We start from the raw sequence: 14,302 nt of genomic DNA, 5'->3' as shown, positions 1-14,302 counted from the left end.
GGCGGTAGAGATGCTTCGCTGCGCTCAGCATGACGGACGTATTTTACTAGCACCTGTCCTAAGCGGCCTGCTTCTGCGCGTGCCAGAGCACGAGCTGCCAGCCGTGGGCGTCGGTCTTGATGTACACCACCACGTACTTGATGCGGGTGTGGGCCGGCTGGCCGTCGGCACCCGGGCCGAGGTCGATTTGGATGAGACCATTGACGACGGCGGTGTGGTCGTCGTTGTAGGCGCGCACGGTCAGGTCTTCGATATCGACCTTGTCGTAGCGGCTCTGGCCGGCGCGGATGGACTCGATATAGCTCGCCTTGCTGTCTTGGTGGCCGTTGGAGTGCGTGTAGATGAGGTCGTCGGCAAAGATTTTCTCCAGCGTAGGGAAGTCGTGGCTCACTTGCGCGTCGAAGCGCTGGCGCTCGAGTTGCGCGATGGTTTGGGCAGTGGTCATGGGGAAGGATTTCGGTGGTAGTTGTTTGGGAGGTTTTGCAATGCAAAACTAACCGTCATGCTGAGCGCAGCGCAGCGGAGTCGAAGCATCTCTATCGCCTCATTGCTTACATAAAGCAGTTAGTTCACCGATAGAGATGCTTCGGCTACGCTCAGCATGACAGGCGTTTTTAACCACCCCACAGCTCAACCAGCTCCCTACTGCGGCAAGTACACCGAAAAGGTAGAGCCCACGCCCAGCTGGCTTTTGACCTCGATGCGCCCACCAGCGTTTTCGACCATGCGCTTCACCATGTAAAGACCAATGCCCGAGCCCTCTACGTGGTCGTGGAGGCGCTGAAACATGCCAAACAGCTTTTGCCGGCCGGCGCGGTCGAGGCCCAGGCCATTGTCTTGCACCGCGAGCAGCAGGTGCTGCCCGGCGCAGCGGGCGCGCAGGCGCACCTGCGGGCGGCGCTCGGGGGCGTGGTACTTGAGGGCATTGCTGAGCAGGTTGTACACCACCGAGCGCAGGTTTTTTTCGGACAACGGCAGCGGCGGGCACTCGGCCACATCTATCGTCACCTCGGCGTTGAGCGACTGAATGAGCGGCTCCAGGTCGAGGCGTACGGCTTCGACCACGGCGGCCAGCGGCACGCGCTCGATGGCCGCGCCGTGCTCGCGCTGGAGCTTGCTCACGTCGGTGAGCTGCTCGATGGTGTGCTTGAAGCGCTCGACCGAATCCTGCATGAGCCGCAGAATGAGCGCCACCTGCGACTGCGGGGCCGCCTCGGCGGGCAGCTCGCTCACCAACGCCTGCACCAGCCCTTCGATGTTGGTGATGGGCGCTTTGAGGTCGTGCGAGGCGGTGTAGATGAAGTTATCGAGGTCGATATTGACCCGCGTCAGCTCCTCAAAATTACCAAGCAATAGATTTTGGGCCAGGTCGATGCGCTCCAGCGCCTCTTTCTGCTCGTGGATGTCGGTGTAGGTGCCAATCCACTGCACAATCTCGCCTTGCTCGTTGCGCGAGGGCAGGGCGCGCACCAGCATCCAGCGGTAGTCGCCGCTGGCCGCGCGGATGCGCAGCTCCACGTCGAGGGCCTGGCCGGTAGCCAGGCTGTGCAGCCACTGCGGAATGCCAGCCTCAAAATCGTCGGGGTGCATGTGGCTAGCGAGCTGCTCGGCCGAGGCGTATTCTTCGCCCACGTAGTCAAGCCAGCGCCGGTTGAAGTACGTGATGGTGCCGTCGGGGTCGGCCGTCCAGGCTATCTGCGGAATGCCTTCGAGCACGCGGCTCACCTCGGCGGCGGCCTGCTCTACGGCCAGGCGGGCGGCTTGCTGGCGCACCAGCTCTTCGCTGGTGCGGTCGAGCAGGGCGTTTTGCTTTACCACCGCCGCCCGGATGGTCTGGATTTCCTGCTCGGCCGACACATCCGTAACGAGCACCGCCAGAGCCTGCGCGCCGTCGAAGGTCAGCGCGTTCATCGACACCGTGAAGGGCCGCAGCAGGCCGCGGCGCGTTTGCAGGGGCAGTTCGCCGCGCACCCGGCCTTCCCAGCCGCGTGCCACCAAATCCGTCCAGTAGGCCTGAAACGCGGCCGGCACGAAGCTCACGGCATCGCTGCCCAGCACCTCTTCGAGGGGGCAGCGCAGCAGCTCGGCCAGCGCGCCGTTGCTATACAGCACCGTGCCTTCGGGGCTGAGCAGCAGCGCGCCTTCGTTCATTTCCTCGATGAGGGTGCGGTAGCCGTGGTCGGCCCCTTCGAGGGTAAAGATGCGCGGCCCGTCGGCCCCCTGAATGGCCAGCGCGTCGATGGCGCCGGTGCGCACGGCCGCGATAAGCTCTTCGGCCTCCCGCAGCTGGTGGCGCAGCTCCTCGTTTTCGCGGGCCAGCTCGGCGGCGGTCAAAGGAGCGGACTCGTTCATGGCGCGTTAGTTAGCGGCCCCCGACTGCGGGATGCCAAGCGAAATTAGCACGGTCGCCCGGTTCGACAAGTCGCCCACCAGCTGCCGCCGGGGCAGCGGGCGCTGGCGCACCAGCGTGGGCGCGGCCACTATCTGCTCGCGCTGGGCCAGCTCGGGCTGCTGGTAGATGTCAACAATTAGCAGCTCGTAGCGCCCGGCTAGGTGCGTCTCGCAGATAGCCTTGAGGTTGCGCACGGCCCGCAGCGAGTTGGGCGTAGCCCCCGTGATGTAGAGGTGCAGCAGGTACTCGGCCTCGGCGGCGGGCGCAGAATCAATAAAATCAGTCATGCGGCCGGGCCTTAGTAAGTGCCGCGCGGCCGAATGTCGAGCCCCACCAGCACTTTCTCTTCGTTTGAGAGGTCGCCGATGATTTTGCGCATGGGCTCGGGCACTTTGCGCACCAGCGTCGGGATGGCCAATATCTGGTCGCCCTCGGCCAGCTGCGGGTGCTTCAGCAAATCAATCACTTCCAGCGTATAGCGATTGGGCAGGTACTGCTCGCAGTAGCGCTGCAGGTTGGCCAGGGCCGCCGCCGACCTAGTGGTTTGGCCCGCCACGTACAGGCGCAGCTCCCAGATAGCGGGCGTGGCCGCAGTGGCAATATCCTCCCTCATGTCCATCATAATTGTGCTTGTACGGGCTGCCTAGGCCGGGCGTTGGCCCGGATTCGAGCGGTTGTTCAGCTCCTCGCTGGCCAAGTTGCGGGCTTGGCTCAGGACTTGCTGGCGAGCTAGTTCCTCGTCGTTCACGCGGCGCAGCTCTTCCTCTACCGACTCGAACTCAGTGCGCAGGTTGGCAATGGTGGCTTCGAGCACGCGGCGCTTGCGCTCAAGCTCGCGGTCTTTGCGGGCCAGCTCCTGCTGCTGCTGCGTGAGGGCGGCCTGCTCTTGCAGGCGCTGGCTGAGGCGGCTGGCCCCCGTGATGATGCCCATAGGCCCAATCACCACATCAAGCAGCTGAATACCGGTGGCGGTGACCAAAAACTCGCGTACCTGGTTGGAGTGCGCCATGCCCCGCGCCTTCAGGATGCTCAGGCCGCGGTTGCGCTCGCCTACGCCCTCTAGGTCGCGTACCGAAATCCAGGTATCGACCAGCGAGGATACGCCTTCCTCGGTCATTTCCAGGCGCCCGTCGCCCCCGCTCACCAGCGCTGTAAAAAGCGCCGATATAGTGTTAACCTTCAGAAAGTCAATCAGGCGCGTGAGCATGCTGCGCACCTCGCTGAGCGTACCCACCGAAATTAGGTTGCTGATGGGGTCGATGACCACTGCCTGCGGCTGAAACTCCTTGATGAGCTTGTGCACCGTGACGAGGTGGCGCTCGAGGCCGTTGAGCGTGGGGCGGGTGGCCTCGATGCGCAGCAGGCCCTGGGCCACGTAGGGCTGCAAGTCGAGGCCCACCGTGCGCATGTTGCGGATGAGCTGGGCCGGCGATTCTTCGAAGGCAAAATACAGGCAGCGCTCGCCGCGGCGGCAGGCTTCGACGGCGAAGGAGGCGGCCAGCGTGGTTTTGGCGGTGCCCGCCGTGCCGGTGACCAAGATGCTGCTGCCGCGGTACCAGCCGCGGCGTGCAAACATCTCATCGAGGCCCGGCACGCCCGACGAAATAACGTCGTCCGACACCGCGTGCTCGAGCTTGAGCGAGGTCACGGGCAAAACCGAAATACCCTCATCGGTAATGAGATACGGGTACTCGTTGGTGCCGTGGGTGGTGCCACGGTACTTCACAATACGCAGGCGGCGGGTCGTAATCTGGTCAATCACCCGGTTATCGAGCAAAATCACGCAGTCCGACACGTATTCTTCCAGGCCCTGGCGCGTGAGCGAGCCCTCGCCGCGCTCGGCCGTGATGATGGTCGTCACGCCCTTGTCCTTGAGCCAGCGGAACAGCCGGCGAATTTCGGCGCGCAGCACGGCCTCGTTGGGGAAGCCCGCAAACAGCGCCTCTATCGTGTCGAGCATCACGCGCTTGGCCCCGATGCTGTTGATGGCGTACCCAAGGCGGATAAACAGGCCCTCCAGGTCGTACTCGCCCGTTTCCTCAATCTCGGAGCGCTCGACGCGCACGTGGTCGACGCGCAGCATTTTATCGGCCTGCATGGCCCCTAGGTCGAAGCCCAGCGAGGCCACGTTGGCCGCCAGCTCGGCGGCGGTTTCCTCGAAGGTCACGAGCACGCCCGGCTCGTCGTAGCTCAGAATGCCGCGCACCAAAAACTCGATACCTAGGAGGGTTTTGCCGCAGCCCGCGCTGCCGCACACCAGCGTGGGGCGCCCCAGCGGCAGCCCGCCTTCGGTAATCTCGTCCAGCCCCTCAATGCCGGTAGGAGCCTTGGGCAGCTGGGGCAGCGCGGTGGGCGCCAGCTTATACTTATGCATGAAAAAAGGATAAGAGTAGCAGATGGGGGCTGCAAGTTACGGCGCTGGGGGCGGCGGGCAGGCTTTGCCAATTACCCCGCACCCTAGCGCCGCTTGCGCCTGGCGGCCCGCCGCGCCCGCAGGCCCGCCAGGCGCTCGCGCTCGGCGCGGCGCTCCTTGCGCAGGGCCAGGCGCTCGGGCAGCCGCGCCATGAGCCGCTCGCGCACGTACTGCGCCAGGCTCGACAAAGAAACCGTGTGGGTGGTGCGCAGAAAAGCTGCTATTTCGCGCTGACGCAAGGTGCTGGCGCCCGCCAGGCCCCGCGCCAGCAAGAACTGCTTGATTTCCTCGACCCACAGCAGCGCCGCCAGCGGGGCGCGCTGCACGGTGGCGTTGTAGCCGGCCGGGCGGTGCTCGCGCAGCCCTAGGCCATCGGCCGGGGCCACCAGCACGCCCACCCACTCGGGCAGGCGCGGCAGCAGCTTGGGCAGGTGCTTTTCGGTGACGACGAAGGTGACAAAGTCGTAGACCTCGGCGTAGCAGCGCAGCTGGTTTTCGACCCGCGCCAGGGTGTCGCCGTCGCCCTTCACCTCGTAGCCGTGCATAAAGGCCTCGGTGATGTGCACCACGTCGGCGCGGGTGGTGCCAGTGGGCAGCTCATCGATATACACGCCGCCCAAAAGCAGGGGGTAGAGCCGGGCGCGGATTTCGGGGTCGTTCATGGGTTGTTGCGCCGTAGCGCGAACTTTGTAGTTCGCGTTTGCGTGGGTGCCCCCAAACGAACGCGAACCACAAAGTTCGCGCTACGGCGCTACTACGCCCCCGCCATGCCCGACATTACCACCGAAGCCGACATCAAAACGCTAGTCGATGGCTTCTACGCCCGCGCCCTGGCCGACCCGCTGCTCAAGCCAGTGTTTGTCGATTTTGCGCACATCGACCTTAGCCACCACCTGCCGCAGCTCTACGATTTTTGGAGCGGCATTTTACTAGGTACCAGCCGCTACCGGGGCTTCCCCATGCGCCAACACTTTCCGCTGCCGCTCACCATTGACCACTTTGGCCGCTGGCTCGAACTGTTTCACGAAACCGTGGACGCGCACTTTGAAGGGCCCACCGCCGACACCGCCAAGCGCCACTCGCTGCACGTGGGCCGCGTATTTGCGGGCCGCCTAGGGCTGCTGGAATAAGAAAACGCACGCGTGGACCCTGGGGTCCGCACGTGCGTAGAAGTGCGCGTACTTATCTCTTCATTCGCGGCCCCGCGTACACTACCTCTCTACTATGGACCAGCCAACCCGCGCCGCGCTCGTCGCCGAGCTTATCGCCCTGCTCACCGCCGGCAATGCCCACGCCACCTTCGAGCAGGCGGTGGCCGAGCTGCCGCCCGCGCTGCGCAACCAGGCCGTGCCCGAGGTGCCCTACACCATCTGGCACCTGGTCGAGCACCTGCGCATCGCGCAAGCCGACATTCTGGAATTCTGCCTCAACCCCGACTACGTGGCCCCCGAGTGGCCCGCCGGCTACTGGCCCGATAAAACGCAGCCCGTGGACGAGGCCGGCTGGCAAACCGCCCTGGCGGCCATCCGGCACGACCAGCAGCAATTTATCGACCTGCTCCATAACCCCACCACCGACCTCTTCTCGCCCCTGGCGCACGGCGACGGGCAAACTATTTTCCGCGAGGCGCTGCTCATCGGCGACCATAATGCCTACCACACGGGGGAGATTGTGTTGCTAAGAAGAATTTTAGGGGTTTGGCATTAGGCGACTGATATCCATAAAAAACGACTGTCATGCTTCGACAAGCTCAGCATGACAGTCGTTTTTTGATAGTGCTTAACTGAACGCTGGGCTATTTGAGAAAATCCAGCACGGCAGCTAGTACCTCGTCGGGCTTTTCCTCGAACATGTAGTGACCACTATCGAGCAGGCCGATTACCTGCGCGTTGGGCGCGAAGCCCGGCATACTCTGCCGCATGTTTTCGTAGGATACGTAGCTGCCGATGCCCAGCACGGGCAGCGTGAGTGGCGCGTAGGTGGCGGCGGCGGCTATGTCCTGCCCTAGGGCCTGGTACCAGCCGTTGGCCGCCCGGATGCTCTCGGGCTCGTTGTAAGCGGCAGCATATACGGCCCGGTCGAAGGCCGACATTTTGCTATCGTCGCGCATCACGTAGGCGAAGAGGTAGTCGAGCAGGTGCTGAAAGCGGCCGGCCAATAGCTTTTCGGGCAGGCCCGGCACTTGGTTGAAGGCCATCCACCACACGTAGGGCTGGTGGGCGTCCATCTTGGCTTCGAAGGCGCCGGGGGCGGGCAGCAGCGACATGTAGCGCATGCCTTCGCTGGGGTGCGCGCCATCGGCCAAGATGAGCTTGTGGGTCGCTGCGGGGTAGTTGAGGGCAAAGCTGGCCGCCACCATGCCGCCAATGTCGTGCCCGAGCAAGGACACCTGGGGTAGCCCTAGGTGCTGCACGAGGGCGTAAATATCCTGCGCCATCGTCTTCTTGTCGTAGCCAGTGGCGGGCTTGTCGGAGCTACCCATGCCCCGGATATCGACGATAATAACGCGGTAGTGCGCGGCCAGCGCCGGCGCTACCGGGTGAAACGAATACCACGTTTGGGGCCAGCCGGGCAGGCACACCAGTGGCTGCCCGCTGCCGCCCGCCACGTAGTGCAGGCGCACGCCATTCACGGTGGCGTAGTGGTTGGTGAAGCCAGGTAGCTTTTTGATTAGCTCGGCATCGGTATACGCCGTCGGGTCCATTTCGCCCGTAGCGGCTGGCACTTCGTGAGCAATGTCGGTTGGGTTTTGGTTGGGATTAGGTTGAGCTAGCGAGGGCTTATTCATAAGATAGTGCAGTGAACGAGCGGCTTGGTTACCACTGGTTTGCTGCTGCAAAATTCCTCCTTGGCCCAGCCCTTGGGCTACCCGATTCTTGCTTGCTTCTTACGAATACTTGCTCTTCTGCCCAGCTCGCTACCCCCGCTGAAACGCGCGCGGGCTCTGGCCCACCGCCCGCTTGAACGCGGCCGCAAAGTGCGCCGGCGAGGCAAAGCCTAGGGCATCGCTGATGGCGGCCACCGGCTGCTCGCCAGCCCGCAGCAGCTGGCGGGCGCGGGTTATTTTCCAGTCGAGCACGTACTGGTAGGGCGTGCGGCCAGTGGTGTGCTTGAAGCGGCGGGCAAAGTGAAACACGCTCAGATTGGCCAGGTCGGCGAGCGCGGCCAGCGTGATGGGCTGCTCGGCCGAGGCTTCGATGTACGCATCCAGGCGAGCCAGCACCGCGCTGGGCAGCCGGGCGCTATCGGTGGCAATGCGCCGCTCGAAGCTGGCGTAGTGCGTGATAAGGTGCAAACTCAGGGCCGTGGTCAGCGACTCGGCGTAGAGCTGCCCTAGGGCATGCCCAGCCCCAGGGGCAGCCAGCAGCTGCCGCCCTAGGTGGGCCAGCAAGCCATCTTCGAGCCGAAACTGGTCGCGCAGGGCAAAGTGCGTGAGGTCGAGGCCCTGGCGGGCGCGAGCCTCCAGCAGCGCGGGGTTGAGGTGCAGGTGCAGCACGTCGGCGGGGCCGTCCCAGGCCAGGGGGCCGTACTCGCCGGCGGGGTACAGGCCGCCATCGCCAAACTGAAAAAGGCCTTCCTCTACCCTACTCCCGCTGTAGCGGCGCGAGCGCACGGGCTGCGGGCCCTGGTGTAGCAGCAGCAGGTGGTCGGCGTGGGCGTGCGCAGGCACCTGCATAGCACCGAGCTGGTAGCGCTCTATCCGCAGTTCGGGTTGCGGCGGGCTGGTTTCCACGGCTGGGCGGCCGTAGAGCACGGCGGGGCTGGGAGGCGTGAGGGGGATGGCCATAAATGGGGTGTGAGCAAGGCTAACGCTGCTAGTAGGTAGGTTGTTTGCGGCCCTAGCGGCCCTAGCCGCTAAGGCCGAGGTCCCGCGATAATTTAATTTACCGTGCAGTGCAACGCTTAATCGCCAAAAGGACACTTACCTGCAACGCACCTTTGCCCTGCTATGAACTACACACGCATCCTAGGCGGCTTCTTGCTAGCTGCTCCCCTCGCTGGCTTTGCCCAAGCCACTTCACCTATTCCTCCTAGGTACTACGTGGGCCTGGCCGCCTATACCAGCAGCTACCAACCTTTGGGCGGCAACTACTTCAGCGGCACCAGAATACCCTTGCAGCTGACGGCGGGCTACCAATTGCGGCCCCGCCTGGCGGTGCAGGTGGGCGTGGCCTACAGCGGCCTGTCTTACAGCTATTTCAACGCCGGCCGCTACTACACTACGTCGGGCGCGGCGGCCAGCCCCTACGCCTACTACGAGTTTCAGGGCCGCAACCAGGAGCGCAATACATCGGTAGCGCTGCTGGCGCGCTATACCCTGACCCGCAAGCCGCAGCACCGTTTTCAGGCCGACTTGCTAGGGGGCTTTACGCTAGAGCGGGAACGCTTCAACCGCCTATCTACCCAGACATATAGCGATAGCACCCGCGCCAACGTCATTACGGAGAATAGCGACGATACTTTTCGCCGCAATAATCTCTTGCTCACGGGCGGAGCCAGCGCCCGCTACCGCTTTGGCCGGCACCTGGAGGCCGTGCTTGATTTCACCATCAGCCAAAGCCTGACAGATTCCCGCAATACCTATAGCCGTCTCACCAGCGCTACGGCCCTGGGCCTACGCTACCGCTTCGGCCGCAGCTAAGGTCACCCGCCGGTTTTTCATTTCAGCAAAAACCGGCTTTCCATTTTGAAAAAATAACGTCCCGTTCGGCCCCGCGCCGGACGGGATTTTTTATTTAATACGTTACTTGTAAACATCTTATAAAATAATTAAATAAGTTCCCACTAAGTCGGCATCCGTCTTGGCAGTAGGTACACATCACTCACCTACTTGCCCACACCGACTATGGCTATTCTGGATAATCTGGCCCGCGGCGTCAAGGACTTCTTCGTGGAAGAAGGCCCCGCCGCCCCAGCTGCCGCCCGGCCGCTGCCCGCTGCGCCCGCCCCGGCGCTGGCCGACCTAGGGCCCGGCCAGGCGCAGCCCGAGCAGCGCCACCTCGACCACATTGCGCAGCTCCTGGCCGGCGATGGGCGCGACTTCCACGCCTTTACCAAAATGGTGAAGAGCCTGGCCGCCAGCGGCCTCAGCGGCCCGCTGCTCTATCAAACGGCCTTCAACGCCTTCGCCGCCGTGACCGGACTCGACTTACCGGCCCTGCTCACCTCGGCCGACGCACTCACCCAAAAGCTGGCCGACGACCGCGCCAAGGTGCTGGAGCGCCACCGCGAAAAAACCGGCGAAACCGTGCCCCTCAAGGGTGCGCCCAGCGCCCTGGCCCAGCTCCGCAACCAGGAGGCCCAGCTGCAAGCCGACGTGGCCGCCCTAGGTCAGCAGTTGGCCGACAAAAGCCAGCAACTCCAAGATACCCAGCAGCAGGTGCAGCAGGAGAGCGCCAAAGCGCAAACGGCGCTCGCCAGCTACGAACTGGCCAATGCGGCTGCGGCGGCCGAGCTGCAAGCGCACCAGCAAGCCACTAAGTCATTTTTAATCAACAAATAAACTGTCTTTCTGAGTATGAAAACCCTTCTTGCAAACGACCTCAACCCGAGCCTGCCCAAGTGGCAGCAACCCGAAAAAGTAGCCGGCTGGCTGGTGCTGGCCGCCGGCGCGGGCGCGGGCGTGTACTACTGGGGCCAAATCGTGCCCTACCTCGTTGACATCGTGTTTGATAGCGTGAAGCTCGGCATCGGCCTAGGGGCCTTGTTCGTGCTGTTTTTGCTGGGTACCAACAAGCGGATTCAGACCGGGCTGTGGTACGCCGGGCAGCGGGTGCTGCGCACGCTGGCGGGCATTTTTGTGAACACCGACCCCATCGGCATCATGGAGGACTACATCTCGAACACCGAGAAGGAGGCCCGCCAGATGGAAGGTGAAATCGGCCACATCGAGGGTGCCCACGAGCTGGTAAAGCGCAAGCTTGCCGCCAACGACCAGCAGATGAAGGAGTACCTGGCCCTGGCCGACTCGGCCACCCGCCAGGGCGAAAAGGACGCCGCCGAAGCCTACGCCAGCCGCGCCGCCCAAATCCTGGATTACAACCAGCGCCTCCAGCCCATGGCCGCCACCACCGCCAACGTGACCGTGGTGATGCGCCAGATTCTACGCGCCGCCCTGCGCCAGATTGACGGCAGCAAGTTCAAAGTAGGCCTGCTGAAAGACGAATACGAGCTTGTGAAACGCACCAGCTCGGGCATGCGCGCCGCCATGAACATCCTGCGCGGCGACCCCGACAAGAAGTATTTCTTTGACCTCGCCACCGACCGCGTGGCTCAGGATATGGCCCAGCAGCTCGGCCAAATCAAGCAGGCCATGCGCTACTCGCAGGAATTCGTGAAGGAGATGGACATCCAGAACGGCGTGATGAGCGAGAAGGGCCAGCGCCTGCTCGAAAAGTATCAGAAGGGCGACTTCAACGCCTTGATGGAAAGCACGAAAACCCCCGTTTCTACCTCTGTAGCCGCCACCAAACAACGCTCCGATGATGCCTATTCTAGCCTGCTTGATTAGTGGCCTGCTGGCCCTGCTGCTCTGCGCGGTGCTGCTGTAGCACCGCTACAAACTATGGCGCGGGGCTGCGCCCCGTGCCAACTATCCGCGGGCCTCTGGCCCGCAACGCCAGGGCAAGTGAGAGCACGCTAGCTCAACAACGCTCGCCTACGCCGCCGGCCAGAGACCGGCAAATAATTGGCACGGGGCACAGCCCCGCGCCATCCCCCTTAAAAATTCAATCAACCATGACAACGCGCGGTAAAATCGTATTGGGCGTCCTCTTTTTCGCCCTCGCCTACTTTGGTATCAACAAGCTGGTTGCCAGCAACCGATTCTTTAAAAAAGCCGACACGCAGTCGGTGCTACTTAGCTCCATCGAGTTGCCCGCCTCGGCCAGCGGCAACCGCGCTACCCTTGTAGTGCCGCTGGCCCCGCTGCCCGGCACCGCCCCCGCCGAAAACGGCACCGCCGTGGTGTGGGAAGTAATGGCCTGGAACAGCCAGATGGCCGGCATGCTCGCCAATGGCGGTCCCCGCACCACCCAGGGCTCGGCCCTGGCTGCCAATGGCGTAGACATGCAGATAGTGCGCCAAGACGACGTGAGCAAGATGCAGGCTGACCTAGTCAAAAACGCCCTTGACCTGCAAGCTAACCCTAACACGCCGGGCCTGATTGTAAGCATCATGGGCGATGGGCTGCCGGCTTTCTCGGCCGTGCAGAGCCAGCTCGAAAAGGCTGGTACCAGCTTGCAGATTATCCCCTACTCGGTGGGCAAAAGCTTTGGCGAAGACAAGCTGATGGGCCCGAAAGAGTGGCTCGACAACCCCAAGGCGGCCCTAGGTAAGACTATCGCCTGCTACCTGCGCGATGGCGACCAGAACATTGCCCTGAAATGGTGCGCCGACAACGGCCTGAAAGTGAACCCCGACGAAACCACCTACGACCCCGAAGCCGTGAACTTCATGGCCGCCAGCGACTTCCTGGTGGCCGCCGAAAAGTACATCACCGGAAAGCCCGAGAGCCGCCAGAAAGTGGTAAATGGCCACAGCACCGGCGTGAACGTGGACGTGGCCGCCGACGCCGTAGCCACCTGGACGCCCGGCGACGTGAACATCGCCAAGCAAAAAGGTAGCCTGGTCAACATCGTGAGCACCAAGGACTATAGCAACCAGATGCCCAACATCATGGTGACCACCAAGCGGTGGTACGACGCTCACCAAAAAGCCGTCAAAGGCCTGATAACCGCCTTTGCCGTGGCCGGCGACCAGGTCAAAAGCCACCCCGAAGCCTTGCAGCGCGCCGCCGATGTATCGGCCCAGGTGTACGCTGACCAAGATAAGCCCGCCGCCTACTGGCTGAAGTATTACAAAGGCACCAGCGAGGCCGACCGCACCGGCAACGTAGTGGAGCTAGGTGGTAGCAAAGCTTTCAATTTCAGCGATAACCTCACGCTGTTTGGCCTCGACAACGGTGGCACCAACATCTACGCTGCCGTGTACAAGACCTTCGGCGACGTACAGAGCCGCCTCTACCCCAAGGAGCTACCTAGCTACGTACCGCTGACCAACATGCTCGACCTGAGCATCTTGAAGCAGCTGCAAGCCCAGTACAAAGGCAAAACCCTGGCCCCAGCCGAAACCCAACACTTCACGGCCGACGATGAAATCCGCCGCAGCGTGAGCAAGCGCGCTTGGAACATCGAGTTCAACACTGGTCAGAGCACCTTCACGCCCGCCGCCCAGCGTGAGCTCAGCCAACTCTTTGACGACCTAGTAGTGGCTGGCCGCCTCAAAGTGGCCGTGCACGGCTACACCGACAACACCGGCCTGCCCGCCGCCAACCAGCAGCTCTCCGAAGCCCGCGCCGAGGCCGTGGCCCACTGGCTCGAAGCCAAAAGCGCCAGCGCCTTCCCCGCCGGCCGCGTGCAAGTGTACGCCCACGGTGCCGCCGAGCCAGTAGCCACCAATGCCACCGAGGCTGGTAAAGCCCAAAACCGCCGCGTGGAAGTAGTGCTGGGTAACTAATAACTGTCATGCTGAGCGCAGCGCAGCGGAGTCGAAGCATCTCTACCTCAGTACTAGCTCCCAACGTCAGCAACGAAGCGGTAGAGATACTTCGACTTCGCTGCGCTGCGCTCAGCATGACAAACGCTTAGGTTAAGCATCTCTCTACAATGACTTCCCTTTTCATCCCCAACGCCCACCCGCGCCGCGCTGCCCTCGCCGCGCTGGTCGCTGGCCAACTGCTGCTGCTGCTGGCTATCTGGCTGTTCTATCCGCTCCAGATTTTCCCGCGCCTCGGCGAGGTGCTAGGTGCCTTAGGGAGCCTCATCACCAGCCAAGGGCTGCTGCAAGAGCTATGGGCCAGCCTCACCACGGCGTGGCAGGCGCTGGGTATCGCTACGGTGCTAGCCCTAGGTATCTCCTACCTCACGGCGCTACCGTTTTTCCGGCCGCTGGCGTTTGCGGCGTCTAAGCTGCGCTACCTCACGCTCACGGGGCTCACATTTTTTATGGCGCTCATGCTCAGTTCGGGGCACCAAGTGAAGCTGACGGTGCTGGTGTTTGGGGCCACGGTATACCTGGTTACGGGCATGACGCAGGTTATCCTGGGCACCACGCAGGAGGAACTGGACCACGCCCGCACCCTGGGGCTGGGCGAGTGGGGCAGCTTTTGGGAAGTGGTGGTGCGCGGTAAGCTCCCCGATATGCTCGAAGTTATCCGTCAGAATTTCGCTATTATCTGGACCTTGATAACGCTGGTCGAAACGCTATATCAATCGGAAGGAGGCATTGGGCTACTCTTGTATAAGCAAAATCGCTATCTGCATTTGGATGGTGTACTGGCAATTCAACTCGTGATTTTGGCGCTGGGCGTGGCGCAGGATTATGCATTCGAGGGCGTGCGGCGGGTGTTTTTCCCTTACGCGGGGCTGGGTGCTGCCTAACCCGTTTACTCCACCCCCCGGCCCCCTCCCCTCCGGGAGAGGGGGAGACTGACGCAC

15 protein-coding genes are annotated in these 14,302 nt (G+C 62.9%); 7 read left to right on the top strand and 8 right to left on the bottom strand.

Annotated elements, in window-relative coordinates; all coding sequences use genetic code 11:
- Window positions 1-58: 58 nt before the first annotated feature.
- From VFO93_RS05080 to VFO93_RS05055, 6 genes are all read right to left on the bottom strand, one after another.
- Window positions 59-445, bottom strand: coding sequence for a nuclear transport factor 2 family protein (locus VFO93_RS05080; RefSeq protein ID WP_325133248.1), 387 nt, complete (start codon window positions 443-445; stop codon window positions 59-61).
- A 197-nt stretch (window positions 446-642) separates the two neighbouring features.
- Window positions 643-2,352 (bottom strand): PAS domain-containing sensor histidine kinase, encoded by a 1,710-nt coding sequence (locus VFO93_RS05075; RefSeq protein ID WP_325133247.1) that lies wholly within the window; start codon window positions 2,350-2,352, stop codon window positions 643-645.
- A gap of 6 nt (window positions 2,353-2,358) precedes the next feature.
- Window positions 2,359-2,679, bottom strand: a complete 321-nt coding sequence (locus VFO93_RS05070; RefSeq protein ID WP_325133246.1) for a circadian clock KaiB family protein — start codon at window positions 2,677-2,679, stop codon at window positions 2,359-2,361.
- 11 nt (window positions 2,680-2,690) lie between these two features.
- On the bottom strand, window positions 2,691-3,005 hold the full coding sequence (locus VFO93_RS05065; protein ID WP_325133245.1) for a circadian clock KaiB family protein: 315 nt from the start codon (window positions 3,003-3,005) through the stop codon (window positions 2,691-2,693).
- A 30-nt stretch (window positions 3,006-3,035) separates the two neighbouring features.
- The gene (gene kaiC, locus VFO93_RS05060; RefSeq protein WP_325133244.1) at window positions 3,036-4,766 is read right to left on the bottom strand and encodes a circadian clock protein KaiC; all 1,731 of its coding nucleotides are present in this window, start codon (window positions 4,764-4,766) and stop codon (window positions 3,036-3,038) included.
- Window positions 4,767-4,849: 83 nt separating this feature from the next.
- The gene (locus VFO93_RS05055) at window positions 4,850-5,467 is read right to left on the bottom strand and encodes a sce7726 family protein (RefSeq protein ID WP_325133243.1); all 618 of its coding nucleotides are present in this window, start codon (window positions 5,465-5,467) and stop codon (window positions 4,850-4,852) included.
- 105 nt (window positions 5,468-5,572) lie between these two features.
- On the opposite strand from VFO93_RS05055, the gene VFO93_RS05050 reads away from it, so the two are divergent.
- Together VFO93_RS05050 and VFO93_RS05045 are read left to right on the top strand one after the other, a co-directional pair.
- Window positions 5,573-5,935 (top strand): group III truncated hemoglobin, encoded by a 363-nt coding sequence (locus VFO93_RS05050; protein WP_325133242.1) that lies wholly within the window; start codon window positions 5,573-5,575, stop codon window positions 5,933-5,935.
- Window positions 5,936-6,029: 94 nt separating this feature from the next.
- Window positions 6,030-6,512: a DinB family protein gene (locus VFO93_RS05045; protein WP_325133241.1), complete on the top strand. Its 483-nt coding sequence runs from the start codon at window positions 6,030-6,032 to the stop codon at window positions 6,510-6,512.
- A gap of 88 nt (window positions 6,513-6,600) precedes the next feature.
- On the opposite strand, the gene VFO93_RS05040 is transcribed toward VFO93_RS05045, so the two are convergent.
- Window positions 6,601-7,593 (bottom strand): alpha/beta hydrolase, encoded by a 993-nt coding sequence (locus VFO93_RS05040; RefSeq protein ID WP_325133240.1) that lies wholly within the window; start codon window positions 7,591-7,593, stop codon window positions 6,601-6,603.
- 129 nt (window positions 7,594-7,722) lie between these two features.
- Window positions 7,723-8,592, bottom strand: coding sequence for a helix-turn-helix transcriptional regulator (locus VFO93_RS05035; protein ID WP_325133239.1), 870 nt, complete (start codon window positions 8,590-8,592; stop codon window positions 7,723-7,725).
- A gap of 162 nt (window positions 8,593-8,754) precedes the next feature.
- Between VFO93_RS05035 and VFO93_RS05030 the strand changes: the two genes are divergently transcribed.
- From VFO93_RS05030 to VFO93_RS05010, 5 genes are all read left to right on the top strand, one after another.
- Window positions 8,755-9,447 carry an outer membrane beta-barrel protein gene (locus tag VFO93_RS05030; protein ID WP_325133238.1) on the top strand — a complete coding sequence of 231 codons (693 nt, stop codon included), beginning with the start codon at window positions 8,755-8,757 and terminating at the stop codon, window positions 9,445-9,447.
- Between the two features lie 204 nt (window positions 9,448-9,651).
- Window positions 9,652-10,308 carry a hypothetical protein gene (locus tag VFO93_RS05025; RefSeq protein WP_325133237.1) on the top strand — a complete coding sequence of 219 codons (657 nt, stop codon included), beginning with the start codon at window positions 9,652-9,654 and terminating at the stop codon, window positions 10,306-10,308.
- A gap of 15 nt (window positions 10,309-10,323) precedes the next feature.
- Window positions 10,324-11,316, top strand: coding sequence for a hypothetical protein (locus VFO93_RS05020; RefSeq protein WP_325133236.1), 993 nt, complete (start codon window positions 10,324-10,326; stop codon window positions 11,314-11,316).
- 227 nt (window positions 11,317-11,543) lie between these two features.
- On the top strand, window positions 11,544-13,322 hold the full coding sequence (locus VFO93_RS05015) for an OmpA family protein (RefSeq protein ID WP_325133235.1): 1,779 nt from the start codon (window positions 11,544-11,546) through the stop codon (window positions 13,320-13,322).
- A 149-nt stretch (window positions 13,323-13,471) separates the two neighbouring features.
- Entirely contained in the window at window positions 13,472-14,245 is a 774-nt protein-coding gene (locus VFO93_RS05010; protein WP_325133234.1) for an ABC transporter permease, read from the top strand.
- Window positions 14,246-14,302 lie beyond the last annotated feature (57 nt).

This window comes from Hymenobacter sp. (genome assembly GCF_035709525.1).
Lineage (GTDB): Bacteria > Bacteroidota > Bacteroidia > Cytophagales > Hymenobacteraceae > Hymenobacter.
The sequence above is the reverse complement of the archived record's forward strand: the minus strand, read 5'-3'. Positions and strand labels throughout refer to the sequence as shown.